The 24,817-nt window shown below is 65.3% G+C and carries 27 protein-coding genes, 1 tRNA gene and 1 pseudogene; 16 read left to right on the plus strand and 13 right to left on the minus strand.

Annotated features, from left to right (window positions below; all coding sequences use genetic code 11):
* Positions 1 to 34: 34 nt before the first annotated feature.
* Both EA472_RS10350 and infB read right to left on the minus strand, forming a co-directional pair.
* Positions 35 to 214, minus strand: a complete 180-nt coding sequence (locus EA472_RS10350) for a hypothetical protein (RefSeq protein ID WP_124191444.1) — start codon at positions 212 to 214, stop codon at positions 35 to 37.
* Positions 215 to 262: 48 nt separating this feature from the next.
* Positions 263 to 2,068, minus strand: coding sequence for a translation initiation factor IF-2 (gene infB, locus EA472_RS10355; RefSeq protein ID WP_124191445.1), 1,806 nt, complete (start codon positions 2,066 to 2,068; stop codon positions 263 to 265).
* 211 nt (positions 2,069 to 2,279) lie between these two features.
* Here infB and EA472_RS10360 point away from each other — a divergent pair, with 211 nt between their 5' ends.
* Together EA472_RS10360 and EA472_RS10365 are read left to right on the plus strand one after the other, a co-directional pair.
* Entirely contained in the window at positions 2,280 to 2,525 is a 246-nt protein-coding gene (locus EA472_RS10360; RefSeq protein ID WP_124191446.1) for a PRC-barrel domain-containing protein, read from the plus strand.
* A gap of 4 nt (positions 2,526 to 2,529) precedes the next feature.
* Positions 2,530 to 2,988 (plus strand): NOB1 family endonuclease, encoded by a 459-nt coding sequence (locus EA472_RS10365; protein WP_124191447.1) that lies wholly within the window; start codon positions 2,530 to 2,532, stop codon positions 2,986 to 2,988.
* Positions 2,989 to 3,256: 268 nt separating this feature from the next.
* Here EA472_RS10365 and EA472_RS10370 read toward each other — a convergent pair whose 3' ends face one another.
* Both EA472_RS10370 and EA472_RS10375 read right to left on the minus strand, forming a co-directional pair.
* Positions 3,257 to 4,375, minus strand: coding sequence for a CPBP family intramembrane glutamic endopeptidase (locus tag EA472_RS10370; protein ID WP_124191448.1), 1,119 nt, complete (start codon positions 4,373 to 4,375; stop codon positions 3,257 to 3,259).
* A 66-nt stretch (positions 4,376 to 4,441) separates the two neighbouring features.
* Entirely contained in the window at positions 4,442 to 5,743 is a 1,302-nt protein-coding gene (locus tag EA472_RS10375) for a glucose-6-phosphate isomerase (RefSeq protein ID WP_124191449.1), read from the minus strand.
* 182 nt (positions 5,744 to 5,925) lie between these two features.
* On the opposite strand from EA472_RS10375, the gene EA472_RS10380 reads away from it, so the two are divergent.
* Positions 5,926 to 6,408 carry a DUF5812 family protein gene (locus EA472_RS10380; RefSeq protein ID WP_124191450.1) on the plus strand — a complete coding sequence of 161 codons (483 nt, stop codon included), beginning with the start codon at positions 5,926 to 5,928 and terminating at the stop codon, positions 6,406 to 6,408.
* Positions 6,409 to 6,459: 51 nt separating this feature from the next.
* Here the strand turns inward: EA472_RS10380 and EA472_RS10385 are convergent, their stop codons facing one another.
* Entirely contained in the window at positions 6,460 to 6,849 is a 390-nt protein-coding gene (locus EA472_RS10385; RefSeq protein WP_243637824.1) for a hypothetical protein, read from the minus strand.
* Positions 6,850 to 6,965: 116 nt separating this feature from the next.
* Here EA472_RS10385 and secF point away from each other — a divergent pair, with 116 nt between their 5' ends.
* Both secF and EA472_RS10395 read left to right on the plus strand, forming a co-directional pair.
* On the plus strand, positions 6,966 to 7,862 hold the full coding sequence (gene secF / locus EA472_RS10390; RefSeq protein ID WP_124191451.1) for a protein translocase subunit SecF: 897 nt from the start codon (positions 6,966 to 6,968) through the stop codon (positions 7,860 to 7,862).
* Positions 7,862 to 9,502, plus strand: a complete 1,641-nt coding sequence (locus EA472_RS10395) for a preprotein translocase subunit SecD (protein WP_124191452.1) — start codon at positions 7,862 to 7,864, stop codon at positions 9,500 to 9,502. Before secF ends, EA472_RS10395 begins: the two co-directional genes overlap by 1 nt.
* An 81-nt stretch (positions 9,503 to 9,583) precedes the next feature.
* Here the strand turns inward: EA472_RS10395 and EA472_RS10400 are convergent, their stop codons facing one another.
* The 3 genes from EA472_RS10400 to EA472_RS10410 all read right to left on the minus strand — a co-directional run bounded on the left by EA472_RS10400 (position 9,584) and on the right by EA472_RS10410 (position 12,811).
* Positions 9,584 to 10,588: a sodium:calcium antiporter gene (locus tag EA472_RS10400; protein ID WP_124191646.1), complete on the minus strand. Its 1,005-nt coding sequence runs from the start codon at positions 10,586 to 10,588 to the stop codon at positions 9,584 to 9,586.
* A 132-nt stretch (positions 10,589 to 10,720) separates the two neighbouring features.
* The gene (gene rnhB, locus EA472_RS10405) at positions 10,721 to 11,392 is read right to left on the minus strand and encodes a ribonuclease HII (protein WP_124191453.1); all 672 of its coding nucleotides are present in this window, start codon (positions 11,390 to 11,392) and stop codon (positions 10,721 to 10,723) included.
* A gap of 69 nt (positions 11,393 to 11,461) precedes the next feature.
* The gene (locus tag EA472_RS10410; protein WP_124191454.1) at positions 11,462 to 12,811 is read right to left on the minus strand and encodes a tRNA pseudouridine(54/55) synthase Pus10; all 1,350 of its coding nucleotides are present in this window, start codon (positions 12,809 to 12,811) and stop codon (positions 11,462 to 11,464) included.
* Between the two features lie 144 nt (positions 12,812 to 12,955).
* Between EA472_RS10410 and EA472_RS10415 the strand changes: the two genes are divergently transcribed.
* From EA472_RS10415 to EA472_RS10430, 5 genes are all read left to right on the plus strand, one after another.
* The gene (locus EA472_RS10415; RefSeq protein ID WP_124191455.1) at positions 12,956 to 14,065 is read left to right on the plus strand and encodes a S1C family serine protease; all 1,110 of its coding nucleotides are present in this window, start codon (positions 12,956 to 12,958) and stop codon (positions 14,063 to 14,065) included.
* A gap of 233 nt (positions 14,066 to 14,298) precedes the next feature.
* On the plus strand, positions 14,299 to 14,493 hold the full coding sequence (locus EA472_RS10420; protein ID WP_124191456.1) for a DUF7511 domain-containing protein: 195 nt from the start codon (positions 14,299 to 14,301) through the stop codon (positions 14,491 to 14,493).
* 11 nt (positions 14,494 to 14,504) lie between these two features.
* Entirely contained in the window at positions 14,505 to 14,690 is a 186-nt protein-coding gene (locus EA472_RS10425; RefSeq protein WP_124191457.1) for a hypothetical protein, read from the plus strand.
* Between the two features lie 73 nt (positions 14,691 to 14,763).
* Entirely contained in the window at positions 14,764 to 14,922 is a 159-nt protein-coding gene (locus EA472_RS22490) for a hypothetical protein (protein ID WP_165874868.1), read from the plus strand.
* A 260-nt stretch (positions 14,923 to 15,182) separates the two neighbouring features.
* A complete protein-coding gene (locus EA472_RS10430; protein ID WP_124191458.1) occupies positions 15,183 to 16,031 on the plus strand; it encodes a DNA-directed RNA polymerase subunit epsilon in 849 nt (282 codons plus the stop codon).
* Between the two features lie 99 nt (positions 16,032 to 16,130).
* Here EA472_RS10430 and EA472_RS10435 read toward each other — a convergent pair whose 3' ends face one another.
* A complete protein-coding gene (locus EA472_RS10435; RefSeq protein ID WP_124191647.1) occupies positions 16,131 to 16,970 on the minus strand; it encodes an NAD(+)/NADH kinase in 840 nt (279 codons plus the stop codon).
* 231 nt (positions 16,971 to 17,201) lie between these two features.
* Between EA472_RS10435 and EA472_RS10440 the strand changes: the two genes are divergently transcribed.
* The 4 genes from EA472_RS10440 to EA472_RS10455 all read left to right on the plus strand — a co-directional run bounded on the left by EA472_RS10440 (position 17,202) and on the right by EA472_RS10455 (position 20,701).
* A complete protein-coding gene (locus EA472_RS10440; RefSeq protein ID WP_207891149.1) occupies positions 17,202 to 18,260 on the plus strand; it encodes a KaiC domain-containing protein in 1,059 nt (352 codons plus the stop codon).
* Between the two features lie 129 nt (positions 18,261 to 18,389).
* Positions 18,390 to 18,626 carry an amphi-Trp domain-containing protein gene (locus EA472_RS10445; RefSeq protein ID WP_124191459.1) on the plus strand — a complete coding sequence of 79 codons (237 nt, stop codon included), beginning with the start codon at positions 18,390 to 18,392 and terminating at the stop codon, positions 18,624 to 18,626.
* Positions 18,627 to 18,770: 144 nt separating this feature from the next.
* Complete coding sequence (locus EA472_RS10450) at positions 18,771 to 19,199, plus strand: universal stress protein (RefSeq protein WP_124191460.1); 429 nt, start codon at positions 18,771 to 18,773, stop codon at positions 19,197 to 19,199.
* A 113-nt stretch (positions 19,200 to 19,312) separates the two neighbouring features.
* Entirely contained in the window at positions 19,313 to 20,701 is a 1,389-nt protein-coding gene (locus tag EA472_RS10455) for a hypothetical protein (RefSeq protein WP_124191461.1), read from the plus strand.
* Between the two features lie 238 nt (positions 20,702 to 20,939).
* Here the strand turns inward: EA472_RS10455 and EA472_RS10460 are convergent, their stop codons facing one another.
* Positions 20,940 to 22,121 carry a redox-regulated ATPase YchF gene (locus EA472_RS10460; protein WP_124191462.1) on the minus strand — a complete coding sequence of 394 codons (1,182 nt, stop codon included), beginning with the start codon at positions 22,119 to 22,121 and terminating at the stop codon, positions 20,940 to 20,942.
* A 211-nt stretch (positions 22,122 to 22,332) separates the two neighbouring features.
* Here EA472_RS10460 and EA472_RS10465 point away from each other — a divergent pair.
* Positions 22,333 to 22,744, plus strand: a pseudogene (locus tag EA472_RS10465) (DUF2267 domain-containing protein).
* A gap of 518 nt (positions 22,745 to 23,262) precedes the next feature.
* On the opposite strand, the gene EA472_RS10470 reads toward EA472_RS10465, so the two are convergent.
* Together EA472_RS10470 and EA472_RS22495 are read right to left on the minus strand one after the other, a co-directional pair.
* Positions 23,263 to 23,346: transfer RNA gene (locus tag EA472_RS10470), tRNA-Leu, on the minus strand.
* A gap of 48 nt (positions 23,347 to 23,394) precedes the next feature.
* On the minus strand, positions 23,395 to 23,568 hold the full coding sequence (locus tag EA472_RS22495; protein WP_165874869.1) for a hypothetical protein: 174 nt from the start codon (positions 23,566 to 23,568) through the stop codon (positions 23,395 to 23,397).
* A 250-nt stretch (positions 23,569 to 23,818) separates the two neighbouring features.
* Here EA472_RS22495 and EA472_RS10475 point away from each other — a divergent pair, with 250 nt between their 5' ends.
* Positions 23,819 to 24,127 (plus strand): transcription initiation factor IIB family protein, encoded by a 309-nt coding sequence (locus tag EA472_RS10475; RefSeq protein WP_124191463.1) that lies wholly within the window; start codon positions 23,819 to 23,821, stop codon positions 24,125 to 24,127.
* A 159-nt stretch (positions 24,128 to 24,286) separates the two neighbouring features.
* On the opposite strand, the gene EA472_RS10480 is transcribed toward EA472_RS10475, so the two are convergent.
* On the minus strand, positions 24,287 to 24,763 hold the full coding sequence (locus tag EA472_RS10480) for a phosphopantetheine adenylyltransferase (RefSeq protein WP_124191464.1): 477 nt from the start codon (positions 24,761 to 24,763) through the stop codon (positions 24,287 to 24,289).
* Positions 24,764 to 24,817: the final 54 nt, after the last annotated feature.

Genomic DNA, 24,817 nt, shown 5'->3' on the forward strand with positions numbered 1-24,817 from the left:
ACTGGTTCGGTCCGCCGGCCGCCGGATGTCCCGGTCAGGCGGCTTCTCGGCTATCCAGGTGGTTGTTCACGACCATCGGTGCGAGTACGCCGACGAAGATGAGTACCCCCATCAGGAGCTCCGACGGAAAATCGGTCAGCCAGAATCCTCCGTACGTGAGAACCAGCGCGAGGAGGACGAATCCGGTCACCACGTTGTTTTCACGGGATACCATACCGTCCGTTCTCACACGATACCGCAAAAGTGCGACGAAAATTCGCGTTTATTTTCCCCAGAACGGGTCGCGCTTGCGCTGTTTCTCGAGGTACATGTTCAGCGCCTCGAGTTCGTCGCCGGGAATCTCGCTCGCCAGTTCCTGCTCCAGAATCTTCGCGTGTTTTTCCGGGATTTCGATCCAGAGTTCGTCGTCCTCTTCGATCTGGCGGCCGACGGTCGGACCGTCGATGGCGATCGAGACGCGGTTTCCGGCGCGGACTTCGTCGATGTCCTCGCCCTGCTCTTGGATTCCCTTGACCTGGCCGACGCGATCGGGCTCGTTGCCGTCGAACGTGACGACGTTGGTGTTGTTGCGGATCGTCCCGGCGTTGACCTCGACGCCGACGACCGCGGGGTCGTTCTGGCGGAAGGTGTGATCCGGCAGGATGCGAAACCGGGCCGGACGGACGATGTTTTCGAGGATCGTGTCCTGCTGGGCGCGCTCGAGTTCTTCGACGAACTCCTCGTACTCCTCGATCAGCTGGTAGATCACCTCGTCCGTAAAGAGGGTGACGTCGTCGATCTCGGCTCGGCGATCGGCGTCACCGAGGACGTCGACGTTGAACCCGAGGATGACCCGCTGTTTCGGCTCCTCGGCCGTCGAGGCGACTGAAACGTCCCGCGGAGCGACGTCGCCGACCTCCGCGCGGACGATCGGCACCTCCGCTTCGTCCAGGGCGTCGGCCATCGCCTCGAGGCTCCCGAGGGTGTCGGCTTTGACGACGACGCCCTGTTCTTCGGTGTCGACGGCGATGTCGGCGAGTTCGGCTTCGACCTCGCGAACGACCTCCTCGAGGTCGCGGTCGCGGACGACGCGGACCGGCGCGCCGGCCATCGCGTCCTCAAGGTCGGGCGCGGCCACTTTGATCCCGGCCGCGGCCGAGACCTCCTCGACCTTTTCGAACCGGCTTTCGGTTCGAATCTCCGCGAGCGGGCGGGGCTGGAGCAGCGCGCGTACCTCGGTGACGATCGGATCGTTCTGTCCACCGATGACGATTTCGTCGTCGGCCCGGACCGTCCCGTCGTAGAGGACGGTGTCGATCGTCGTTCCGAAGCCCTTCTCCTCTTTGACCTCGAGGACGGTGCCGACGCCGGGTCCGGCGACGTCGATCTCCATCTCCGCTTTCATGTAGCGCTGGGAGAGTCCCATCATGACCGCGAGCAGGTCGGGAACGCCCTCGCCGGTCATCGCGGAGACGGGAACGACGCCGACGTTGCGCTGGAAGTTCTGGACCCGCCAGTAGAGGTCGGCCGAGAAGCCCTCGTCCGAGAGGTTGCCGATGATCTCGTAGAGGCTCTCGTCCAGCCGACCGGTGACGCGATCGCTCTGGGCGTCGTACGTCGCGTTGATCGGTGAGTCCTCGTTTGCGTTCCAGCCCGGAACGGTGTCGATCTTGTTCGCCGCGACGATGAACGGCGTCTGCGAGCGCTTGAGGATGTCGAGCGCCTCGAGCGTCTGGGGCTGGAAGCCGTCATTGACGTCGACGACGAGGATCGCGATGTCGGCCAGCGCGCCACCGCGCGAGCGAAGCGTGGTGAACGAGTGGTGTCCCGGCGTGTCGATGAACAACAACCCGGGCAGGTCGAAGTCGTCGGGATCGACCAGGTCGCCCGCGATCGTCGAGATGACGTCCAGGGGGACGGCCGTCGCGCCGATGTGCTGGGTGATCGCGCCTGCTTCGCCCTCGATGACCGCCGAGCCGCGGATCTTATCGAGGAGACTTGTCTTCCCGTGATCGACGTGTCCGAGGACGGCGACGATCGGGGTCCGAAGTGATGTAGGGTCGAGAGTGTCTGCGTCCGGTTCCGACATGGTGAACCACCAGAGAAGGTCTTGTCTAGAGCGTCCGCAGGGCGGTAGTTAAACCCATCGTCACGGCGCTCCCTCGTCGGCGTCCGTTCGAGGGCGGCCACGTGCCCGCGTTCGAGGGTCGACCGTCGAACTAACGGCGACCGTCGGCCGACATCACGTCGAGTGGTCGCTCCCCGTGGTATTTAATACCGATTAGTAAATACGAGTATGCATGAGCGATATACTCGCTGAGAACCTCTCGGGCAAATCCGTCATGGGCTCCGACGGAACCGAACTCGGATTGCTCTACAACATCACGATGGACCTCAAATCCGGCTCGCTCCACAACCTCATCGTCGAACCCGACGAAGAGCTTCCGAGCAACTCGGTCGACTTCGACGTCAACGACGCCGGTCGGTTTCTCGTTCCCGTCAGCCGCGTTCAAGCGGTGAAAGACTACATCGTCGTCAAGCGCTAACGGTATGTACGTTCTCGACTCCTCGGCTTTTATCCACGACTTTCACACCACAGAACAGACCGCAACCATCCCGCTCGTCCGCGACGAACTCGAGGACGAAAGCGCCTACCGGTACGACGCGATGGAGGGCTCGGGGATGCACATCCACATCCCCAACGAGGACACGACCGAGAAGGTCAGACGCGCCGCCAGGGAGTCCGGCGACCTCGAGGTGCTCTCCGACACCGACGTTCGACTCGTCGCCGCGAGTTTCGAACTCGACGGGACGCTCGTGACCGACGATTACGCGATGCAAAACGTCGCCGAGAAGTTGAACGTCGAAGTCGAGGCGATCGCTCGCGACGGTATCGACGAACAGCGCCACTGGCAGTTCCAGTGTCAGGGCTGTGGCCGCGAGTTCGACGAGGAGAAAGACCGCTGTCCGATCTGTGGCTCGGCGCTCGCGCGCAAGAATCCCAACTAGCCGTTCTCCGCCGTCGGTTCCCTCGAGCCGTTCTCCGTCGGTGGTTCACGTCGGTGAACCGCTACTGCGGAGATCGCTCGAGTGACTCTCCGCGACTCTCGAGGCGTTCGACAGCTACTGTCCGACGCTCGACTGCTCGAGCGTCGACGCAGCTCTTTCGAGCCATCGAAGGGATTGCCGACTGACGCGCGTCCGAGTCGCTGTGCATCGGGCCCGGTGCAATCGCGACTGGCCTTGAGTTGTGCGGTACATCGGTACACACACCGTATCAGGCGTACATCGCGTACAGATTCGCAAAGAGGATCGCGTTGTAGATGCCGTGGATGATCGCCGGCACGACCAGGTTCTCGGTCCGCTCGTAGATCGTTCCCAGCACGAGCGAGAGCCCGAAGATCACGCCGAGGCTCGCGATCACTTCGCCCGCGCCGGCGGTGCCGTACGCGAGGACGTGAACCGCGGCGAAGATGACGCTCCCGACGACGACGGCTCCGTAGCGCGAGAACGTTCCGTACAGCGCCTTCTGGATCACGTTTCGGTAGAGCAGTTCCTCGAACGGACCGATGATCAACAGCGAGGCCGGAATCAACACGAGGAGAATCTCCGGGTTCTCCTGGGCTTGCTGGGCGGTTCCGTGATCGGAGCTTTCGATCCCGGTCGTGTAGAACACCGCCGAGATCAGAAACAGTGCGCCGAACAGCACGAAGATTCCGGCGACGATCCAGAGGAGATCGCGTTTGGTCGGAACGTGGAGGTCGATGTACGAGAATCCGTACTCCCGAATCACGAGGTAGCCGATCGCAACCGCCCCCGTTCCGAGGGCCATTCCGATCTGGCTGACGACGACGAGTTGCACCAGCGAGAGCGACCCGAACGCCGCCATCGCGGGAAGCGCGACCGCAACCGTGGCGAACTGCGCGGCGATCAATCCGCCCAGTCCGAGAACCGACAGCGTTGCCGTCTGTACGCTGCGCTCTTTGAGCCCGTAGCCGTCGATTCCGAAGAAGTGAGCGACGCCGACGCTGACTGCGAGTCCCGCCGTACAGAACGCGACGAACACGAGCGAAATCGACCAGGGAACGGCGGGAAGGGCGATCGACGCCGCGACGCCCTGGTTGAGCGCGTAGCCGGCGAGCATCACGACGACGGCGCTCGAGGCGGCGGCCACCCCCGCGGCCAGCCGTCGCTCGAGGCCGAAGTGGCGGTCCGCCAGAAACGCCACCACGGCGACGACCGCGAACGCGGCGCCGACCCAGACGGCCGGGTCGTCGACGCCGCGGCGGATGGGAACGATCATCGCGGCCATCGTCGCGGCCGCGAATCCGATCCCGACGCCGGGAACGACGCCGGAGGAGACGGACCCGGCGTCGGTCCGTGCAATCTCGGTCATACGCGGTCTTTCGCGCGCGGCCACATAGGACCTCCGCAAGCGGACGGCGGTTGCCGATTCGGTCGGTCAGCGTTCGACGCGAAGCTCGGTTTTTTCCGTCACCGACTCGGCCTCCTCGAACGTCCCCTCCCCGAGCAGCCCCCGCGTGGCTCGCTTCGCCCACTCGACTGCGGGCTGGTTGAACGGATTCACGTCGTACAGCTCGCCCGCGAGCACGCACGCGGCTTCCATCCCGTACAGGAGGCCGCCGAGTTCGTACTCGTCGACCCGCTCGAGTTCGATCCGGACGTTCGGGCGGCCGGCGGCGGCGAGGCTCGCCTCCGTCGCCTCGAACTCGGCCGACAGCAACTCGCCGAGGGTCGCCTCCCCGAGGTACGCGAGGTCGTCGACGTCGGTCGCGGGGATCGATCGATCGTCGCGCTCGTCGGGGACGACGAAGCTGACGAGTTTGTCCCGCGGTCCCGCCCGGTAAAGCTGAATTTGTGAGTGCTGGTCCGTCGCGCCGAGTGCGCGCACCGGCGTCTGTCCGAGTCCGTCCTTTCCGAGGCTCTCGGCCCACAGCTGGGCGAACCACTCGGCGTAGGTGTCGAGCGATTCCGCGTACGGCATCATCGCGTTCGTTCCCGCACCCCGCGCGTCGAGAGCGTATGCCGTTGTTCCGTACGCGTAGGCCGGACACTCGAACAGCGATCCGGCCAGCGAGTCCGCCTCGGCGGCCGCGCCCGAAAGCAGCGCCTCCAGGTCGTGACCGCAGACGGCCGCGGCGACCATGCCGACCGCCGAGAGCGCTGAGAATCGTCCGGGGACGCCGTCCGGAACGCGAAGCGACGGGAGGTCGCGTCGATCCGAGAGGTCCCGAAGCGGACCCGACTCGCCCGTCGTCACGATCGTTCGTTCGGTCCAGTCGACGCCAGCGCGCTCGAACGCGTCCCGAACGACGAGAAAGTTCGCGAGCGTCTCGGCCGTCGTTCCCGATCGGGAGACGACGTTGATCGCCGTCCGCTCGAGCGGAAGCCGACCGAGCTGAGTCGAGATCCACGCGGGATCGACGTTGTCGAGGTAGACCGCCTCCACGTCGCTTTCGGCCGCCAGTGCGTTGGTAATCGTCGCTGCACCCAGCGCGCTGCCACCGATACCGACCGTGAGCAGGGCGTCGGCGTCGGCGACCGGTGCGACCGTCTCGCGGATCTCGTCCGGGTCCGTTCGCTCCGGGAGGTTCAACGCGGCGTAGCCGTGCTCGTCGTTCGCTCGGCCGGCCTCGATTCGTTCGTGTGCGTCGGCCACGCGTTCGTCGAGGCGCTCGAGTGAATCCCTCGACACGCCGGGAGACGCGACGGACGCGAGTGCGTTGCCGATGTCGACGTTCATACCCCTTCAGGCGGTCGCCGGAGCTAAAACCGTTCCGTCACGCCGCGATCGCGCCGTTCGAGTCGACCGGATCGCCTCGCGACGGAGCGACGTCACGCGCCCCCGGACGACGGCGGCCACTCGCCACCGTCGCGGGCGAAGACGAAACCTCGAAACCAGGCGCGTCCGTACGTACGCACGACATGAGCGAACAGCCGGAACAGACGGGAACGTTCGTCGTCACCCACGCCGACGCCGAGTCGGCCGTCGTCCGCGACGTCGACACCGCACAGGTCCTCACGCTCGCGTCCAATCCGGGCCTCGAGGTCGACGACGTCGTCGATGCGACCGTCGCGCCCGATCCGCCGCTCGAGGTGACCTGGCAGGTGATCGAGGTCGAGAGCCGACGGTCGATCGAACTGGTCGACAGCGACCTCGAGCCGACCCGGCGTTCGAAAGCGCTCGCGGCCGACGCCGATATCGGCGACCTCGTCACCGACGAGCGGGCCGGGACGGGTGAGATCCACGTCGTTCGCGTGCCGGCGGAGGAGGTCGACGATGCGGCTCGCGACGTCCTCGACGACGACGAGACGATCGCGCGGGCGGCGCGACTCGAGGCGGTCCGCGTCGAGGTGCGTCGATCGGCGGACGACGGGATGGTGAGCGTTCGGTACCTGCCCGACTGATGGGACGGTGGCTGAATGAACGCGACCGCGGGGACGGTAGCCGGACGAACGTCACGCTCGCCGCGGTCCACCGGCGCTCTGAACCCGCCAGCTGCCGTCGAGTCCGCAGGCGTCCCGTTCCTCGTACTCGATTTCGGTCCCGGCCGACAGCCGGGAACCGCCGTCGATGCGTTCGACGCGCAACGGCACGTCGAGGGTGTCGCCACAGCAGCCGACGCCGACGAACTCATTCCACTGGTCGCCCTCGCGGGCGGTCCGGCGGATCTTTCGCAGGAACGCGCGAAACGACGGTTTCTCCACCTGGAAGCGCCCCCACCGGGAGAGGTCGGCCGGAGACGAGACGACGACTCGCTCGGCCGAGGATCTCTCGACCCGGTCGGAACCGGCGGACTGCTCGCCCCCCGCGGATCGCTCGCTCGCGTTCGACGAGTCCGGGCTCACGTCGATTTCTACGGGCTCGAGCGCCTCGAGTCCGATTTCGTTCCAGCAATAATCTTTCGAAACATGCTGGAGAAATTGAGAAGGCTTACTTCGGCTGACTACCAGTGGTCCGATACATGGGGTATTTCGACGTACCGGAGGTAGAGTACACCCGGTACAGCAACCGCCAGCTCGCGGCGGTGCCGCTCGCGATTCTCGCGGTTGCACTGCTCGTCCTCAGTGGCTCGTTTCTCCTGACCGGAGCCCCGGTACAGCTGGGGATGGACTTCGCCGGTGGAGCGGAACTGACGATCCAGACGACGTCCTCCGAGGGGGAGATCCGAGACGCGTTCGACCGGGCACCCGACTCGATCCAGGCGATCCAGGCGCCGGGCGTCGACAACCAGTACACGGTGCAGTTCGCCGGAATCGACGACAGCGAGGCGATCCAGGCGTTGAGCACGCAGGCCGAGCAGAACCTCGAGGCCGACGGCGACGCCGCGATCGTCCAATCGGAGTCGACGGCGTCAGCGAGCTTCGCCGAACAGACCCAGCGGACCGCCTTGCTCGGAATCGCCGTGGCGTTTCTCGGGATGAGCGTCCTCGCGTTCCTGCTCTTTCGGACGTTCGTTCCCTCCGTCGCCATCGTCGTCTCGGCGTTTTCGGACATCATGATTCCGCTCGCGTTCATGGCGATCGCGGGCATTCAACTCTCGCTCGGCACCGTCGCCGCGCTGTTGATGTTGATCGGATACTCGGTCGACTCCGACATTCTGTTGAACAACCACGTCCTCAGACGGAGCGGTGACTTCTACGAGAGCACGCACAGAGCGATGCGAACCGGTATCACCATGACGGTGACGTCGATGATGGCGATGCTCGTAATGGGGATCGCCGCCTGGCTGTTCGGCGTCGAACTGCTCGCGTCGATCGGAATTATCCTCTTCGTCGGCCTGGCGGCCGACCTGATGAACACGTACATGTTGAACGTAAGTCTCCTTCGCTGGTACAAGTTCGAGGGGGTGAGATCGTAATGGGACCCATCGCATTCGCCAAAGAGTACTGGCGGATCCTCCTGCTCGTGACGTTCCTCGGCGTCGCGCTCGTCGCGCTGTTCATCCCCGGCGGCATCGTCGCCGACGACACCCTCGCCGCCGAAAACGAGAGCGTCGACGACAACCCCACCAACATCGAGTACGGGCTCGGACTCGACGGCGGAACGCGGGTGAGCGCGCCGCCGGTCGGGATGACCGTCGACCACCTCGATATCGAACACGACGAACAGCAACAGGTCGCCACGGCGCTGTACACGTACGACTACGAGAACGCCGATCTCGAGGTCAGAGATGCCACCGTCAGGTTCCACGAGAACGACAACCGCTTCAGCGCGGAGATCTTCTCCGACGAGGTGACGCCCGCCGAGTTCGCGGCGGCTCTCGAGTCCGCGGACGTCGGTCTCGAGGTCGACGAGGACGACGTCGAGCAGGGGGTCACCCAGCAGACTCGCGACGAGATCATCCAGACGATCGAGTTGCGCATCAACGAAGCCGGTCTTGACGGCGGATCCGCCTATCAGGAGGCGACGCTCGGCGGCCAGTACTACATCGTCACCGAGGTACCGGGAATGAGCCCCGAGGAGCTCCGGGAACTGCTGAGCGATCGCGGCGACGTGCGGATCGATGCGTACCATCCGGACGAGGACGGCGAGCAGACGAACGAAACCGTGCTGCTGGGCGAAGAGATTGCCGACTCCGGCGTCGCGTCGTACGACGACGAGCGCGGTCAGCACTACGTTCCGATCACCGTCGACAACACGGAAGGCGAAGACGGGAACAGTCCCGCCTCCGAGTACCAGGGGGCGATGAACGATCTCGGATTCACCGGCGAGGGACAGGGCCGATGTCACATTCAGGACCGCGAAGCCGGCGAGTTCGACTTCGATCCGGACGATCCGCAGTGGTGTCTGCTCACGATCGTCGACGGCGAGGTCATCGACGCTCACAGCATGGGCGCGGGTCTCGCGGAGAACATGCGCACCGGCACCTGGGAGAACGATCCCACGTTCCGGATGATCGTCCCGACCCAGCAGGACGCCCACCACCTCGCGGTCAACCTCCAGTCCGGCGCGCTGACCGCGCCGCTCGATTTCGACCGCGAGCAGACGTTCACGCTCCAGCCCGCCCTCGCCGACCAGTTCAAGCTCTACTCGCTGCTCATCGGTGGGCTCGCGGTGATGACCGTCTGCGGGATGATCTTCCTGCGCTACCGGGATCCGCGCGTCGCCGCGCCGATGTTCCTCACCGCGATGGCGGAGGTGGTCATCCTGCTCGGGTTCGCCGCGGCGATTCGCATGCCGCTCGACCTCTCGCACGTCGCCGGGTTCATCGCCGTTGTCGGTACCGGGGTCGACGACCTCGTCATCATCGCCGACGAGGTGATGGACGAAGGCGACGTCAACTCGAGGCGGGTGTTCGAATCCCGCTTCCGGAAGGCGTTCTGGATCATCGGGGCCGCGGCGGCGACGACGATCATCGCGCTGTCGCCGCTCGCGGTGTTGAGCCTCGGGGACCTCCGCGGGTTCGCGATCATCACGATCCTCGGCGTGCTCGTCGGGGTGCTCATCACCCGACCGGCCTACGGAGACATCCTCCAGCGCCTGCTGACGGACAAGTAACGGCGACCGGACGATCTCGTTTTGTCGATCTCCCGCTTGCGCGTGGTCGCGTTCCGCGCCTCGAGCGTCCGCTCTCGACGGTCAGGTCGGAACGACGTTCGTCGCGCCGACGCTCTCGAGCACCAGCCAGGCGACGAAGACGCCGTACAGCGCGAGCAGCGTCCAGGCTTCTCGCCTCGAGAGGAGCATGTCGGTTCGCACGATGGCGAAGAAGACGACCGTCGCGAGGATCAGAAAGGCCATCATCGGGACGACGTGGGCAAACGACACCGCCAGTGAGCCCGCGACGAGGACGCCCGCCGGGATCGCCACCAGCAGATCGAAGACGTTGCTCCCGAGGACGTTCGCGAGGCTCACGCTCGAGCGTCCCCTCCGCGCCGCCACGATGCTGACGAACGCGTCCGGCACGCTAGTGCCGGCGGCGACGACGATCATGCCCCAGAGGAACGCGGGCGTGGCGAACGCCTCGCCGAGTCCGATCGCGGAGACGACGAGTCCCTCGACGCCGGCGACGATGAGCACCAGCCCGAGTCCGAACCGGAGCCAGGTCCGTCGGCGAGGGACGTCGACGGGCTCGAGTCCGCGATCCGTCGCGTCCAGGTACTGCGTGAACAGGTAGAGTGCGTACAGTGCGAGCGGGAAGAGCGCGAGCGGGCGGGTCACCGTTCCCTCGAGGGGGATCCCGTTCGTCGGGTAGTAGATGACAGCCAGCGAGAACGTCAGCAAGAGCGCTGCAACAGCGAGCATGTAAAACAGCGCCTCCTTGTAGACGAGGTCGCGGTTGGTGTCCATCCGACCGCCGACGAGCACCGCCAGACCCGGGATGACCAGCAGGTTGAACACCGCGGAGCCGACGATCGCGCCGATACCCAGCTCGAACTCGCCGTGACGGAGCGTCGCCAGGAGGACGCTCGCCAGTTCCGGCGTGCTAGAGCCGACGGCCGCGATGACGGCTCCCTGGACGACCGCGGGCACGCCGTACGCGGCCGCGAGATCGTTCGCCGCCTCCTCGAGCCACGTACTCCCGTTCCAGACGACCGCCGTCGCGACCGCGGCGACCACGAGCAGCCAGGCGACCTCGAGCACGCTCACTCGTGCGACGGGCACGACCATGAAAGTTGGACGGGCTCTCGGACGGGAGCCGACGTCGAGTCTCGGTTTCGTGACCGAATCGCTCGCGTCTCCGTTCACCGCACCCCCTCGAATCCCGCACCGCCGTCAGAACTGCTCGAGTCCGGTCTGTTCGGCGGCGGCGAGCACGTCCGCGCAGGTCGACCACGACTCGCGCGCGAACGGCGGGAGGTCGCCGTGATCGTCGACGTAGGTCTCGAGGAACTGGCGAGTGGTCGGATCGCTCGGGTAGCCGCTGCCGAGGTCCCCGTACTCCGCGGCGAGGGCGGCGACGTGGGCGTCGCGTTCGACCTTCGCGATCACGCTCGCCGCGCCGACGAGTCGCGACTCGTCGTCCGCGCCGTGGCGCGCCTCGAGATCGACGAACTCGAGCGAGCACGCCTCGGCGACCCGGCGGGCGAACCGATTCGCGTCCGTGTCGCAGGCGTCACAGAGGCCTGCGATCGGCTCGCCCGCCGACGGATCGCCGTCACAGTCCGTGAGCGCGTCGTCGATCGCCGCGGCGTGAGCCTCGACGGCCAGCGAGTTCATGTCCGTCTCCGGGTGGTCGATCCGCGACGGCGTGACCTCGGCGACGCCGACGGCGACTCGGTCGTCGTCTCGCAGCGTCGCGGCGAGTTCGTTCCGTCGTGTCGCCGTCAGTCGCTTCGAGTCCGCGACGCCGTCGGGGAGGTGAGCGCGGTCCTCGAGGTAGACGGCCGCGGCGAACATCGATCCCAGGGCGGGTCCCTTTCCTGCCTCGTCGACGCCGAGTGGCATACGCTCACGGTGGGACGCCGGTCGGTAAATCGTTTTATCGTTCGGACGACTCGTCCGTCGCGACGGGCCTCACGTTTCGCGCGGTCCGTCCCGGAAGTACTCCTCGAGTTCGAACGGCTCGTCCTCTCCCTCGACGCCGATTACGTCGAGCGCGGTCACCTCGGCGTCGGTCTCCAGTAATCCGGCGAGGCTCGGCTCGGTGCGGCCATCGTCACCGCTGATGAGTTCCTTGACGTACAGACCGCCCGCGCCGTGGAGGCGGACGTCGGCCCGACTCGGCTCGAGCAGTTCCCCGTCGATTTCGTAGACGGACCGCTCGCGGGTGAGGTTCGCACGCCGGTGGTCGACTCGTTGGGGGGTGTACTGCTCGACCGTGGTGCCCGAGAGTTCCTCGAGCGCGGTCTCGAACGCCTCGCGATCGACGGGGTCGTCGAATGCGACGTCGGCGCGATAGCGCTTGCTCGCGTCGTGTTCTTTGACGCGCTCGACCATCTCGTACGTCGCGAGCCGGAGACCGTCGACTTCGACGGCTCCCCCGGCGGCGGCGTTGATCTCGCGTTCGAGTTCGGCCGGGTCCGGATCGCGAACGCGCGGGCGTTTCACCTCGAGGACGAACGGGCGACCGTCCTCGAGCATCCGGGCGTCGACGTCCTCCCGACCGGCCCCGTGAAACGTTCCCTCGTCGCCGTCCATCGCCTCGACGACGTGCGGTCGCACGACCTGTTCGACGCTCGTATCGTACATGTAGCCGGAGCCGTCGCAGTGGTCACAGGGCACTTCGCCATCGTCGCCGAGCTGGACGCCGCTGGCACCGCACTCCCGGCAGGGCCACTCGGTCTGTGGGACGTCGCGCTCGAGTTTGCGGTACCGACCGTAGACGAACGCCGGATTCACCTGGACGTCGACCGCGTGGCTGGTCACCCGGTCCGACTCGAGGGCGGAGAGCGGATCGAACCCGTCGAGATCGACGACGACCAGGACGTCGGGGCGGTCGAAGTCGACGTCGGTACCGGTTTTCGCTCCGATGCGGCGGCCGACCTCGCGGTTCACCTCGCGTTTCATCGCCTCGCCGACGTCCGGCTCGAGCCCCGCGTCCTCCCGGAGGAGTCGCTCGTTTTCCTCGACCAGCGGCGGCACCTGCGATCCGACCTGGTAGGTGGAGAACTCGACGCCCTCGAGGGCGTCGATCGCCGCGTTCGCGACGGCGTCGAAGGTTCCGCAGTAGCCCTCACAGACCCAGCAGTCGGCGGGTTCGTCGGGGTCGAAGTCCTCGTCGTCGGCCAGCGCTACCGTAGTTCGAAGCGCCCGACCGCGTTCGGCGTTCGTCAGCCCGAAACTCCTGTCGGCGAACGGACGGCCGAGACAGGAGTCACAGACCGGTCCCGTCGCCAGCAGCGCGCGGGCGTCTTCCGTGATCATGTCGCGAGAGTGGGTGGCCGCGGGTAACACGTTTTCCCTTCGACGGAGCGCCGTCGCCGGCGGCGAACTCGCCGGAGCGGACCGGGTCGTTCTCGCCGCGGGAATCCCACGAGGTTCAAATGGGTGGGGTCCTATCCGTGGGACATGAACGACCCCCTACTCAGCCGCCGTCGCCTTCTCGCGGCCGCGGGCGGCGGTCTCGCCGGCGGTCTCGCCGGCTGCGCCGAACCACGGCGCGACAGCGCAATCGAGGGGAGCACGTCCCACGAGATCGACCGAGGTGACGTCGCGGACGGATCGGCGTTTACCGCCGTCTACGAGGCGATCATCGACTCGGTGACCCAGGTTCGGGTCTTCGGCGTCGAGGATCCGATCACGGAAGGCGAGGGTCGCGGCCAAGGTTCCGGATTCGTCTACGACGACCGCCACGTCGTCACGAACGATCACGTCGTCGCGCGAGGTGAGGAAGTCGACCTCCAGTACATCAACGGCGACTGGACGAACACCAGACTCGTCGGAACGGATCCGTTCAGCGACCTGGCGGTCCTCGAGGCGGATCACGTACCGGAGTCCGCGTCGCCGCTCGCGGTGAGCACACAACGGCCCGCGGTTGGTCAACAGGTGCTCGCGATCGGCAACCCGTACGGTCTCGAGGGGTCGATGTCCTCGGGAATCGTCAGCGGCGTCGATCGGACGGTCGACGCGCCCGGTCGGCCGTTTTCGTTTGCGAACGTCGTCCAGACCGACGCGGCGGTCAATCCGGGAAACAGCGGCGGTCCGCTCGTCGATCTCGACGGCGACGTCGTCGGCGTCGTCAACGCCGGCGGCGGCGAGAACATCGGGTTCGCGATCTCGGCCGCGCTGACCGATCGCGTCGTCCCAGCGCTGATCGACGACGGCGAGTTCGAACACTCCTATATGGGAATCCAACTGGCCACGGTCGACCGACTCGTGGCCGAAGAAAACGACCTCCCGGAGGCGACCGGCATCGTCGTCACCGACGTTCTTCCGGACGGTCCCGCCGACGGCGTCCTTCAGGGTGCGGACCGAGTCGCCAGGCGCCGCGATGAACCGATTCCCGTCGGCGGCGACGTGATCTTCGAGATGAACGGCGAACCGATCCCCGACCGACACGCGCTCTCGACGTTTCTCGCACTCGAGACGAGTCCGGGAGAGACGCTCGAGCTACGTCTTCGACGGAACGGTGTCGAGACGACCGAGTCGATGACACTCGGTGCGCGGCCGACGCCGTGACGGCTGTGCGTCGAAATATCGCATTTCTCGGCCGTAAGACCGAATTACCGTCGCCGCGCTGGCGTACGGTCGCCGTACACGTTGGAATTCGTCGAACTCTTGATACCGGTCACCGGAACGTCGAATAAATCCCGATTCGAACGGTACCGGACCCGTACCGTCAGTTAGGACGATGATAACAATGGTATGGACGGCCATCGATATCACCGGTGCGAGTCTTCGCCCGGTATCACATGTCACATAACGTCGAACACCGAACACCCGATGCCGAAGAGCCGTTGATCGAACTCGATCACGTCACCGTGGAGAACGAAAACGCTCCGAACGAGTGCGCCATCTTCCCCCGCGGAGCGACGGAAGCGGAGCTCTTGACCACCTGGATTACAGCCCACGACGACGCGTTCGTCGCGCTCGAGGCGATGCGCTGAGGGCGATGGCGATGCGCGTGGACGATTCGGTCACCGCTGTCGGCTTCTGGATCGCGACGGTGTTGCCGCTCGCGTACTTTCCGGTCTTCCTCGCGGGGATCGATTCCGTAACCTCCCTCTCGTTGTTTCTCGGACTCCTGGCGATCAACGTCCTCGCGCTGATCGTCGGCCACGAGTATCCTGGCACTCGTTCGTAGTGACGCACACTCCGCTTTTCGGTGATCGGTCACCGGTGAAAGCGCTAAGGTGTGTCGGGTGGTACCTACAATCATGAAGTCCCGCTGTCCACTCTGCAACCGACTCGTTCCGGGCGACGCCCAGCACTGGTGTCGGTGCGGCCAGGTGATGGATCGGCGCTGTTTCGACGCTCACGGCTCCTGGTGTAGCGCGGGCGGTCGAGACGCCTGGATCGGCGCGCTCGAGCGGTAGTATCGAACGGAGCGCCCGAATCGAACTCGCGATCGTCGGATGCGCGATGGCAACCGAAGCGATTCGAACGCGGTGTTCTTTAAGTACCTCTGGTCACAAGGTGTAGATACGAAGCGCTTTTTCGCGAATCATAAACGCGCACAACCTCCCGGTCAGCGGCCGCTGAACGACGACCGGCCGCCGAGAACGTATCGAACCGACGGACTGTCGTGCGAAACGAGCGAGCCTTTTTCAGTCTCCCCCTCCGACCGACGAACGAGATGAGAGACGACGGTGGCGAACCCGGATCGAACCTCCAGCAATCGATCGCGGTCCAACGACGACGAGGCACGGACCGCGAGCGCCGTCTCGAGACGCGTCCCGGCTCCGGATCGCTCTCTCGAGCGGACGTCCAGCGGGACTCGACGGTCCGTCGGTGGGGCGTCGTCACGCCGAGTGCGACCGTCATCGGCCGTCCGGAGTCGCCCGACGCGGACCTCTCGGAGAGCGTCCGACGACTCCACGACGAACAGCACGCGGCGACGCCGGGCTACAGCGAGCGCGCACACCATCTCGATCGGCTGCGGACCACGCAGGCGCTGTGCAACGCGCTCGAACTGACGCCGTGGCAACGCGATCTCGCGCTCGGCGTGATGGATCACATCGACCTCAGGGAGTTCGGCAGCCAGCGGGCGATCCCGAAGGTCGCACTGGTCGTGATCAGACACGTCGTGGACGTCGACCGACAGGCGTACTTCGGCCTCGACGACGTCGACGCGCAGGCGCTGTCTGCCGAGCGGATGGACCAGCTGTTCGGTCAGTACCGAGCCCACGACATCACTGGCGAGCCGACGTTCAAACGGCTGGCGTCACAGTTCGGCCTCGACACGACGAGCCTGAACCGGCTTCGGCGGGTCCTCCGTTCGCAACTCGACGGCGAGTTGCCCGCGTACGGACGAAACCCGTACCGCGACCCCAATCTCCCGGACTCGAGCGCGACCGGACCGGAATCCGTGGGCGAGGCCGGCGACGAATCCGCCGAGGATCCGAACGCGGACGACGAACCCGCGTCCGATTCGACCGCGGGAGACCAAACGACGGACAGTTCGAATCCGAACGATTCGGGCTAAATCAACCCGAAACCGAACGGTCGGGGCGAATACGACTCGACGTCGAAGTGATCGGCGTCGCGGACGCTGTCCTCGACGGTGAGCTCGTCCGGTCGTTTCTCACTCGAGTTTCTCGAGTCCGCGAAAGAAGTTCGTCCGGGGACCGACCAGCGTGACGGGATCGTCGGCGAGCGAAACCGAAATCGTCACCGGTGGCTCGAGTTCGCGTCTGTTTCTGCCGTCGCTGATCACGAACGCCGTCTCGGCGTCGGAGACCGAAAGCGTGAGTTCGGTTTCGGGGGAGACGACCAGTGGCGGCATCGAGTCGCTCGCGGCCATCTGCGTGACCACGAGCGCGTCGGTCGTCGGGTGAACGAGCGGACCGCCCTCGCTCAGGTTGTACGCGGTCGATCCCGTCGGCGTCGAGACGAGTACCCCGTCGACGTGGCTTTCGGCATACCGGTTTCCGGCGACGCGAATCTCGATCGTCGCGCCGCCGCCGTGGCCTCGCCGCGGTCCGTGGACGACGATTTCGTTGAGCGCGGGTTCGAGGGACCAGCCGTCGTCGCCGGTCGCTCGCAATCGATCGAGCGCGCGACCCTCGAGCTCATCGCCACGTCGAAGCCGTTCGACGAGCGGGACGGCGACGGCGAGTGCGTTCTCGGGCGAAACGGCGTTGAGAAAGCCGACTTCTCCCAGGTTGACGCCGAGGATCGGCGTCGAGCCGACCTCGCGTGCGACGAACAGCAACGTCCCGTCGCCGCCGATGCTCACGACGAGATCGCGGCCGGCCATCGCGTCGACCGGGACGGCCGTTGCGTCGACCGCCCGCCCGGTCGCTTCGTCGACCACGAGGTCGACTCCGTCCCGCTCGTCCGCGAGTGCCCCGACCAGCGATTCGGTGAGTTCCTGTGCCCGCTCGTTGTCGCGCTGGGCGACGATTCCGACGGCGACGTCCATCGTCGCCGGATAGCCCTCCCGGGGTGAAAAAGCCACGCCTCCTGCGTTCGCGTGGCGGCAACAACATTCATCCCGCTGGACGCACTCGTAGGCGGTGAAGAATTTGCGACGTTCCGTCGCTGACGCTGCAATGGAGTACCCCCCGTCGAGTGCGTCCGTCCCACCGGACGAGCGGAACGCGACGCCGTCTCGAGCGACCGGTTCGCAGTCGGACAGCGGGTGGTGTCGACCGTGACCGACGAGCCCGACGACTGGTTCGAACGGGCGCTGGCCGAAGACGACGACGGAACGCAGTCGGAGGCGGACGACGCGTCCGGGTCCGACGACGACCGCGAGGGATCGGCCGACGAGATGCCCGAGCCGTCCGCGGGCGACGAACTCGTGGATTCGGCCAACGCGAGCGAGCCGAACGAGACAGAGACGGGAACCGACGGCTCCCTGTTCGACGAGGACTTCGGGACGGCGCTGGAAAACGCCGAACGCGTCTCGGTCGACGCCGAGCAGGACGACGATCGACCCGCCGGCTTTTCCGACGTTGACTTCGGATTTTCGGGCCTCGAGGACACGGATTTCGACGACGAACCGGACTCGGAGCTGCCGCGAACCGATCTCGGCATCGACGGACTCGATCGAATGATCCAGGGCGGTATTCCAGAGCGGTCGCTCCTCGTCGCGATCGGAAGCGCTGGGACCGGCAAGACGACCTTCGGACTCCAGTTTCTCAACCACGGCCTCGAGCAGGGCGAGAACGCGGTGTTCATCGCCCTCGAGGAGAGCCGAGAGCGCGTGATAAACACTGCAACCGAGAGAGGGTTCGCGTTCGACGAGTACGTCGCCGAAGGTCGCCTCGCGATCGTCGATCTCGACCCCGTCGAGATGGCGACGAGTCTCGCGTCGATTCGAAACGAACTGCCGGCGCTCGTTGCGGAGTTCGACGCGTCTCGCCTCGTGCTCGATTCGGTCTCGCTGCTCGAGATGATGTACGACGACCGGGCGAGTCGACGGAACGAGATCTACGATTTCACCCGGAGCCTGAAAGACGCCGGCGTGACGTCGCTGTTGACGAGCGAGGCGGCCGAAGGCAACCCGTACGCGTCCCGACACGGAATCGTCGAGTATCTCACGGACGCCGTCTTCGTCCTCCAGTACGTTCGCCCGGACGACTTTCGGGAGACGAGACTCGCGATCGAGATCCAGAAGATCCGCAACGCGAACCACTCCCGGGAGAAAAAGCCCTACGAACTCACGAGCGACGGAATCTCGGTCTACCAGCAGGGAAATCTTTTTTAAAGAAATCTCCCGTCCAGCAGCGCGCATTCGCGGCGATCACCGATCACGGAGGACGGTAAACGCCGATTAGATCCAATCGAATCGGTGTTCGCTGTCCATACTTTTCCCCGACGTGTGGCCAGTGGCGACATGGCACAACGAACGACGAGCGACGACACGCTCACGCGCGAAGAGCTCGCGACGTACTTCGAACACCTCGCGGAGGAGTTCGCCGGCGACGACGACGTACGCGTCGACGTCGGGAACAAGACCGTCCAGCTCTCGCCACCAGAAGCGGTCGATCTCTCGGTCGACGTCGTCGAGCGCTCGACCATGTTTCGCGGAGACCACGAGACGGTCGAGATCGAACTGAACTGGAAACCCTGACCGCCCCGAGGACGGATGGATATCGTCGAGCGAGCGACTCGAGACGAGACGTCGTCGAGAGGCCGCACCACGTTTCGATCCCCGCTCCCGCTCTCGAGGAACGATGACGAAGTTCTTGGTGTTTCGCACACGACCTTCGGACGAATGTACGAGACGATCCTCTTTCCCACCGACGGGAGTGAACACGCAGAGCGAGTCGCCGAGCACGCGGTCGACGTCGCGACGACCCGAGACGCGTCGCTGCACGTCCTCTCGGTCGTCGACGATCGCGCGTTTCTCGTTCTCGACGACGACCGCGTCGAGCGCGTCCGAGACGACCTTCGCTCGAGCGCGCTCTCTGCCACCGAGGACGCAGCCGCGGTCGCGACGAAGGTCGGCCTCGACGTGGAAACTGCGGTCGATACCGGCAACCCCGCGGAACGGATCGTCGACTACGCGGCCGAACACGGGGTCGACCTGATCGTGATGGGAACCAGCGGCGACGAGTACGAGACGAACGTCGTCGGAAGCGTCTCCCAGCGAGTCGTTCGAACGGCACCCGTTCCGGTGTTAACCGTCGGACCGGACGCTTAAGTGGGTTCGAATCCGACGTCGCCGACCCGAGAATCCTACCGAGGCGACCGATCCTGTCGATCGAACGACTCGAGTAAGTAAATTGATGTGGGGTGGCTCACTACTCCCGGTGAATGCGTCGCTCGCTCGTCGTCGCGATTACCCTGCTTGCGGTCGCCTTTCTGTTCGTCGGCGGTCCGTCGCTACTGTTTTCGCCGTCGGCGGACGACGTGGCGCCCGAAGAAGAGGAGCGTCCGGAGCCGAATATCGTCTCCGTCGAAGACAGCGAAAGCGGCTTCTGGCCGTACCTCAACGCTCGCGAGGCCCACGAGAAGCGAAGCCCGCTAAACGTCGTCGTTCGCGGCGAAACGGACCGAGTCGTCCACCTGCTGACGGCGTACGGCGACGGCGACTGGGAGGAAACCGACCACGACCACTTCGACGCCGAGGAACTCGTGGGTCTCGCGGACAACGAGACCGACGACGAACTCGCGAACGGAAACGAGAGCTCGGCCCCCTCCGACGAAACGCTCAATCCGGTGTCTCCGACCGACATCCCCTGGTCGCACGCCGACGGAACGACCCGCTTCGCCTATCTCGATCCCGGCCCCGACGAGGACGCCCACTGGACGACCGAAACGCTCCAGCTCGAGGACGGCGAGTACTACGGCTATCGCTACCACGTCCGCGTCTACGAGAGTCCCAATCCCGACGACAGGTGGCTCGTGATGCAGACCCACTCCGAGCACTTCGACTGGTTCACCCTTCGCCACCGGGTCGATGGCGTCGAGGCGGCCCAGTCGCGTCTTGAACGCGATCTGATGGCGATCCCCGGCATCGACGTCCAGGAGGACGTCCAGCGAATCTACCTCGACAATGCCGGCCCCTCGGACGCCGACGGCTGGGCGGCGAAGGTCGATCTCACCGCGATGGCGACCGCGTCCGTCGCGATCGGCCTCGCAGCGAGACGGACGCGGCGAACGGACGGTGCGAGTCAGCGCGTCGTCGAACGAGCGGACCGCGAAGTCGACGACCGACTGACCGACGTCGATCGCGAACGACTCGCCGCCGCTTCCGATCGACTCGAGGCCGGGCACCTGATCCTCGTCGCGACGATATTCGCGATCGTCCTCGGCGTCAGAATCACCGGCATCGCGCTCGATCGAACCGTCGACGCGCTCACGGCACACATGATCGCGGCGCTGCTGTATCCGTTCATCGCCGTCGGGCTACCGGTCGCCACGTACGCGATCGCGAACGGCCTCGAGCGACGGCTGGACGCCGCGATAATCGCGTCGGTCTCGCTCGCGGCGGCGATCTGGCTCGATTACTCGCTGTTGGGCGTCGACGTCCTTCCGATCGACGTCATCGTCCAGCGGGCGCTGGTGGTCGTCGCGCTCGGATTGATCGCCGGCGGTGCGGCGCGACGAGCCACCCGCGACTCGCGGCTGAACGACATGCTGGCCGCCGGTATCGTCCTCTGGGTGCTGGTACTGGGCGGAACGTTACTCGGCTACCTGTGAGCAGGACGCCCCGACCCAGAGCACCCACGAAACCGCGCTCGTGAGTCCGAACGCGCGAGCACCAGTCCGATCCACGAACCGGCCACGACTCTCGTGAGGCGATAGCGCCGTAGACTGCGGCGATCGCCACCACGACCGAGTCGGCAGCCGAGGTACTCGTTTCTCAGACGTACAGCGCACTCGCCTGGCGCGCCCGTTTCGGATCTCCGGTACGCGAACGTGCCGGTTCTGTCAGCGATCAGGAGGCCGTCGAGACGATCCTGATCACGTCGCCTTCCTCGAGTTCGTAGCTGTCGCTCACCTCGCGGCCCGACCTGGCGTCGACCGCGTGGAGGTAGCCATCACCGATGTCCGAGTGGACGGAGTACGCGAGGTCAACGGGTGTCGACCCCCTCGAGAGCAAGAACGCGTCCGGTAGAACGTTTCCGCTTCCGTCGGACCACTTCGAGGCGTCCTCCACCGGATACGCCGTGACCCGATCGAGCAGATCGTACACCGCGTAGTCGAGCGCGGACTGGACGCCCGTTCCGTCCCACTCGTCCATCGTCTCTGCGAGTCCCTCGAGCGCCTCGCGCTGGGCGTCGCTGACGTCGTCGCCGATCTCGACGGTTTCGTCGCCCGGGTCGTAGGCGACGAGGTCGCTTTCGGCCGCCCGGCGGAGCGCGAGCTCGCCCTCGGCCGTCGTCGGTATCACTGGCTTGTCGAGGTCGAGCAACCGCTCGACGTTCTCCTCGGGAGCCACGTCGATCTTGTTCGCCGCGACGACGATCGGCTTCGTTCGCCGACGGACGTCGCGGGCGAGCGCTTCGCGGTGATCGTCGTCCCACTGGATGGGGTCCTCGGGATACTCGAGGTCGCGCAACACGGCGGCGACGTCGGCGGGTGACGCTCCGAACCCGGTCAGCATCTCCGAGAGCGCCTCGTCGACGTCGAAGTCCGGAGAGCGGGACTTGCGCTCGATCGATTCCCAGTTTCGCTCGACGATGCCGGCCAGCCAGAGATCCATCTCCTCTTCGACGAAGTCGATGTCCTCGAGCGGGTCGTGGCTGCCGATATCGACCGGCTCGCCCTTCTCGGTGGTTCCTCCGGAGGCGTCGACGACGTTGACGATGACGTCCGCGTTCGTCAGCTCATCGAGAAACTGGTTTCCGAGTCCCTTCCCCTCGTGTGCGCCGGGAACCAGCCCCGCGACGTCCAGCAGTTCGATCGGGACGTATCGCTTTCCGTCCGCACAGTCGTCGGCGTTGCAGCGTTCGTCTCGCTCGAGACAGGGACACTCGGTCCTGACGTAGCTCACGCCCCGGTTGGCGTCGATCGTGGTAAACGGATAGTTGGCGACGTCGACGTCCGCCATCGTCGCCGCGGTGTAGAACGTGGACTTGCCGGCGTTCGGTTTTCCGGCAAGCGCGATCGAGAGCATGGGTTTCCGTAGCATCCTGCGTTCAAACTGTCTTTCGATTCCCGACGTGCGCGGCGGCGAGGCGAACGCGATCGATCGGCGAGCAACGGACGGCGGAGATCGTTCGGCGATCGACTCCCTTCGATCGGTCCGTCCGGGGTTTCTGGCGTCCAGCAGCCAGCTTTCTCCTGAAAGGTTCAGTCTGATACGATCGAATTGGAAAGGGACGTCCATGCAGTACGACGAACTCATCGGCGAAATCCAGCATCGAGCACGGCTCGATTCCCGCGAAGCCGCACTGAGCATCACCCGCGCGACCCTGACGACGCTTTCGGAGCGCATCCAGCCCGGCGAAGCCGAAAACCTGGCTGCGCAGCTCCCCGAGGAACTCGGTCGGTTCCTGGAGGAGGTCGACGACGTCGAGCGGTTCGGCTTCGACGACTTCGTCGACCGCGTCGCCGAACGCGAGGAGATCGGCGACGACGATCCGGCAGACGCCGCCTTTCACGCGCAGGTCGTCGTCGACGTGATCGAGGAAGCGGTCACCGAAGGGGCCCTCGAGGACGTCGAAGCTCAGGCTCCCGTCCGACGAAGGCTACGACGACCTTTTCGAGATCGCCGAGCACGACGGGAGTCCCGCGTAACCCGTCAATAGAACGTCCGATTTCGGAAATCTACATTTCTTTACGTCGCACAGTACAGAAGCCGATCAAGAGACGGAACAACCCCAGAATTGGCCGACGCTAAGTACGGATCGACCGTCTCCATGTCGAGAACGACGGCTCGAAACGCCTGCCACGTACGCGGTATAATCCGAATAATCGATCGGTTTCGGATTCGTCTCTTCTCGCCGAAACGACTGTTCAAATCGATATCGGTGCTCACGGTAGTCGGTGCGTTAGTGTTCGTTGCGGTGCTCGGTGTTCGTCCTCGGACAAGTTTGATGGTTTCCCAGGCTCGACCTGAATGTTGCAGCGTTCATATCTACTTACACACATGTTCGTGTGTTCACTCGAAACAGCAAGACGTGAGCAAGGTAGTAGTGCGCGGGACCGGATTCGAACCGGAGCAAGACATTCCGAGCGTGCGGCCCTTCGGGCCGTTCCGGGCTGTGACTTGCAGGATTCAAATCGATCCTGCTCTTCGTCGCTTCGCTCCTCAGTGCGCGGGACCGGATTTGAACCGGCGGACCCCTACGGGACAGCGTCCTAAGCGCTGCGCCGTTTCCTGGCTTGGCTACCCGCGCCCTGGGTGTCGCCTATTCACGAATCGAGTATGAAGCTGTCGATACTGACTACTCGTGTTTGACCGGTTCCTCGGGTGACCAGTCCGGTGGAACGATAAACGTGACGTGCTCGGGGTCACGAAGCTGGTGCAGTTCCGCGGCCTGCTCGGCCAGAGACCGATCTCGGTAGGGCATCTCGAGCCCGCAGCCGGTACAGACGAGTTTGCAGGTTGGTTCCTTCATGACGGACGCGGGCCCGACGGGAGCGGGCGAGCTATGCCCCCACCTTTCCCAAGCAACCGCTTTAGTAGTCGTCTCCTAGTGAAACCGCGGGAGAACGGCCAATCAACCTACTCGTTCGTAGCTGAACGTTGGGTTCAGTAGTACCGCATTGGACGTCTCGGTGGACGAGAGCCCGATTGATGGCTCTCCCCGGTTCAGAACCGCCGCGGACGGCGCGGGATTTATCCACCGCCGGACCGACACCCCGGATATGCACAGCGCTCGGGATCGGATCGAGTACGAACCCTGGCTCGAGGAACTCGAGGCGATCGCGGACCGTCTCGAGCTGTCGAGCGAGGCCCGATCGTGCGCGACCGATCTCTTTCTCGCGGACGTTCCGTCCGACGATCGATCGAAACGGGCAGTTCTCGCGGCGAGCGTCTACGCCGGCTCGCTCGTCGCCGGCGACGGCCGAACGCAGGGCGACGTCGCCGACGCGGCCGACGTCTCGCGGCTCTCGATTCAAACGCGATGGAAGACCATGCTCGAGGACGCCGGGCTCGAACCGCCCCGGTGGTAACGACCGGGCGGTAAGCGGTCGGAAACGAAACGCAAGCGGCGATAGAAGACGAGTAGCTGAAGACGACTCCACCCGACGGATCGTACGGACCGTCAGAACTCAGTTCCGGTACAACCGTGACTACCCGTGGTTCGTCAGCAAATCGTCAGAAGGGTCGTATCACTCGGCGTCGGAGTCGTCGAGGACGGTTCCGTGCTCGTCGATCTCTCCGCGGACGATTCGCGTACTCGAGATGATGTCGCCGTCGTCGGCGAGTTCGTGCGGAACGACGACCACCTCGAGCGGATCGTATCCCCGTTCGCGACGGATCTCGTTGATCAGTTCGCCGCCGTCTCGCGTTTCCGGCGAGACGACGAGGTACTCGAACTGTGGCTCGGTCGCGATACCGGTCGGCTCTTCGAGCGGCCTGATCTCGAACGCGCGGTCGTACTCCGCGGCGATCGAGTCGAGTTCCTCCTCGAGACTCTCCCGGCGCTCGTCGAACGACCTGACGTGTCGTTCGACGTGTCGCGTCTTCGGTGCGAGTTCGTCGCTGGTCAGCCCGATCGTCACGTCTCCGAGTTCGAACGCCCGTTGGAACAGCTTCCGGTGACCGTCGTGAACGGGGTCGAACGTCCCACCAAGCGCGACGTCCATACACACCTTCACTAGGGCGGTCCGTATAAAAGAGTCGAATCAGCGAATAAAGAA

The organism is Natrarchaeobius oligotrophus, from assembly GCF_003841465.1.
Classification (GTDB): domain Archaea; phylum Halobacteriota; class Halobacteria; order Halobacteriales; family Natrialbaceae; genus Natrarchaeobius; species Natrarchaeobius oligotrophus.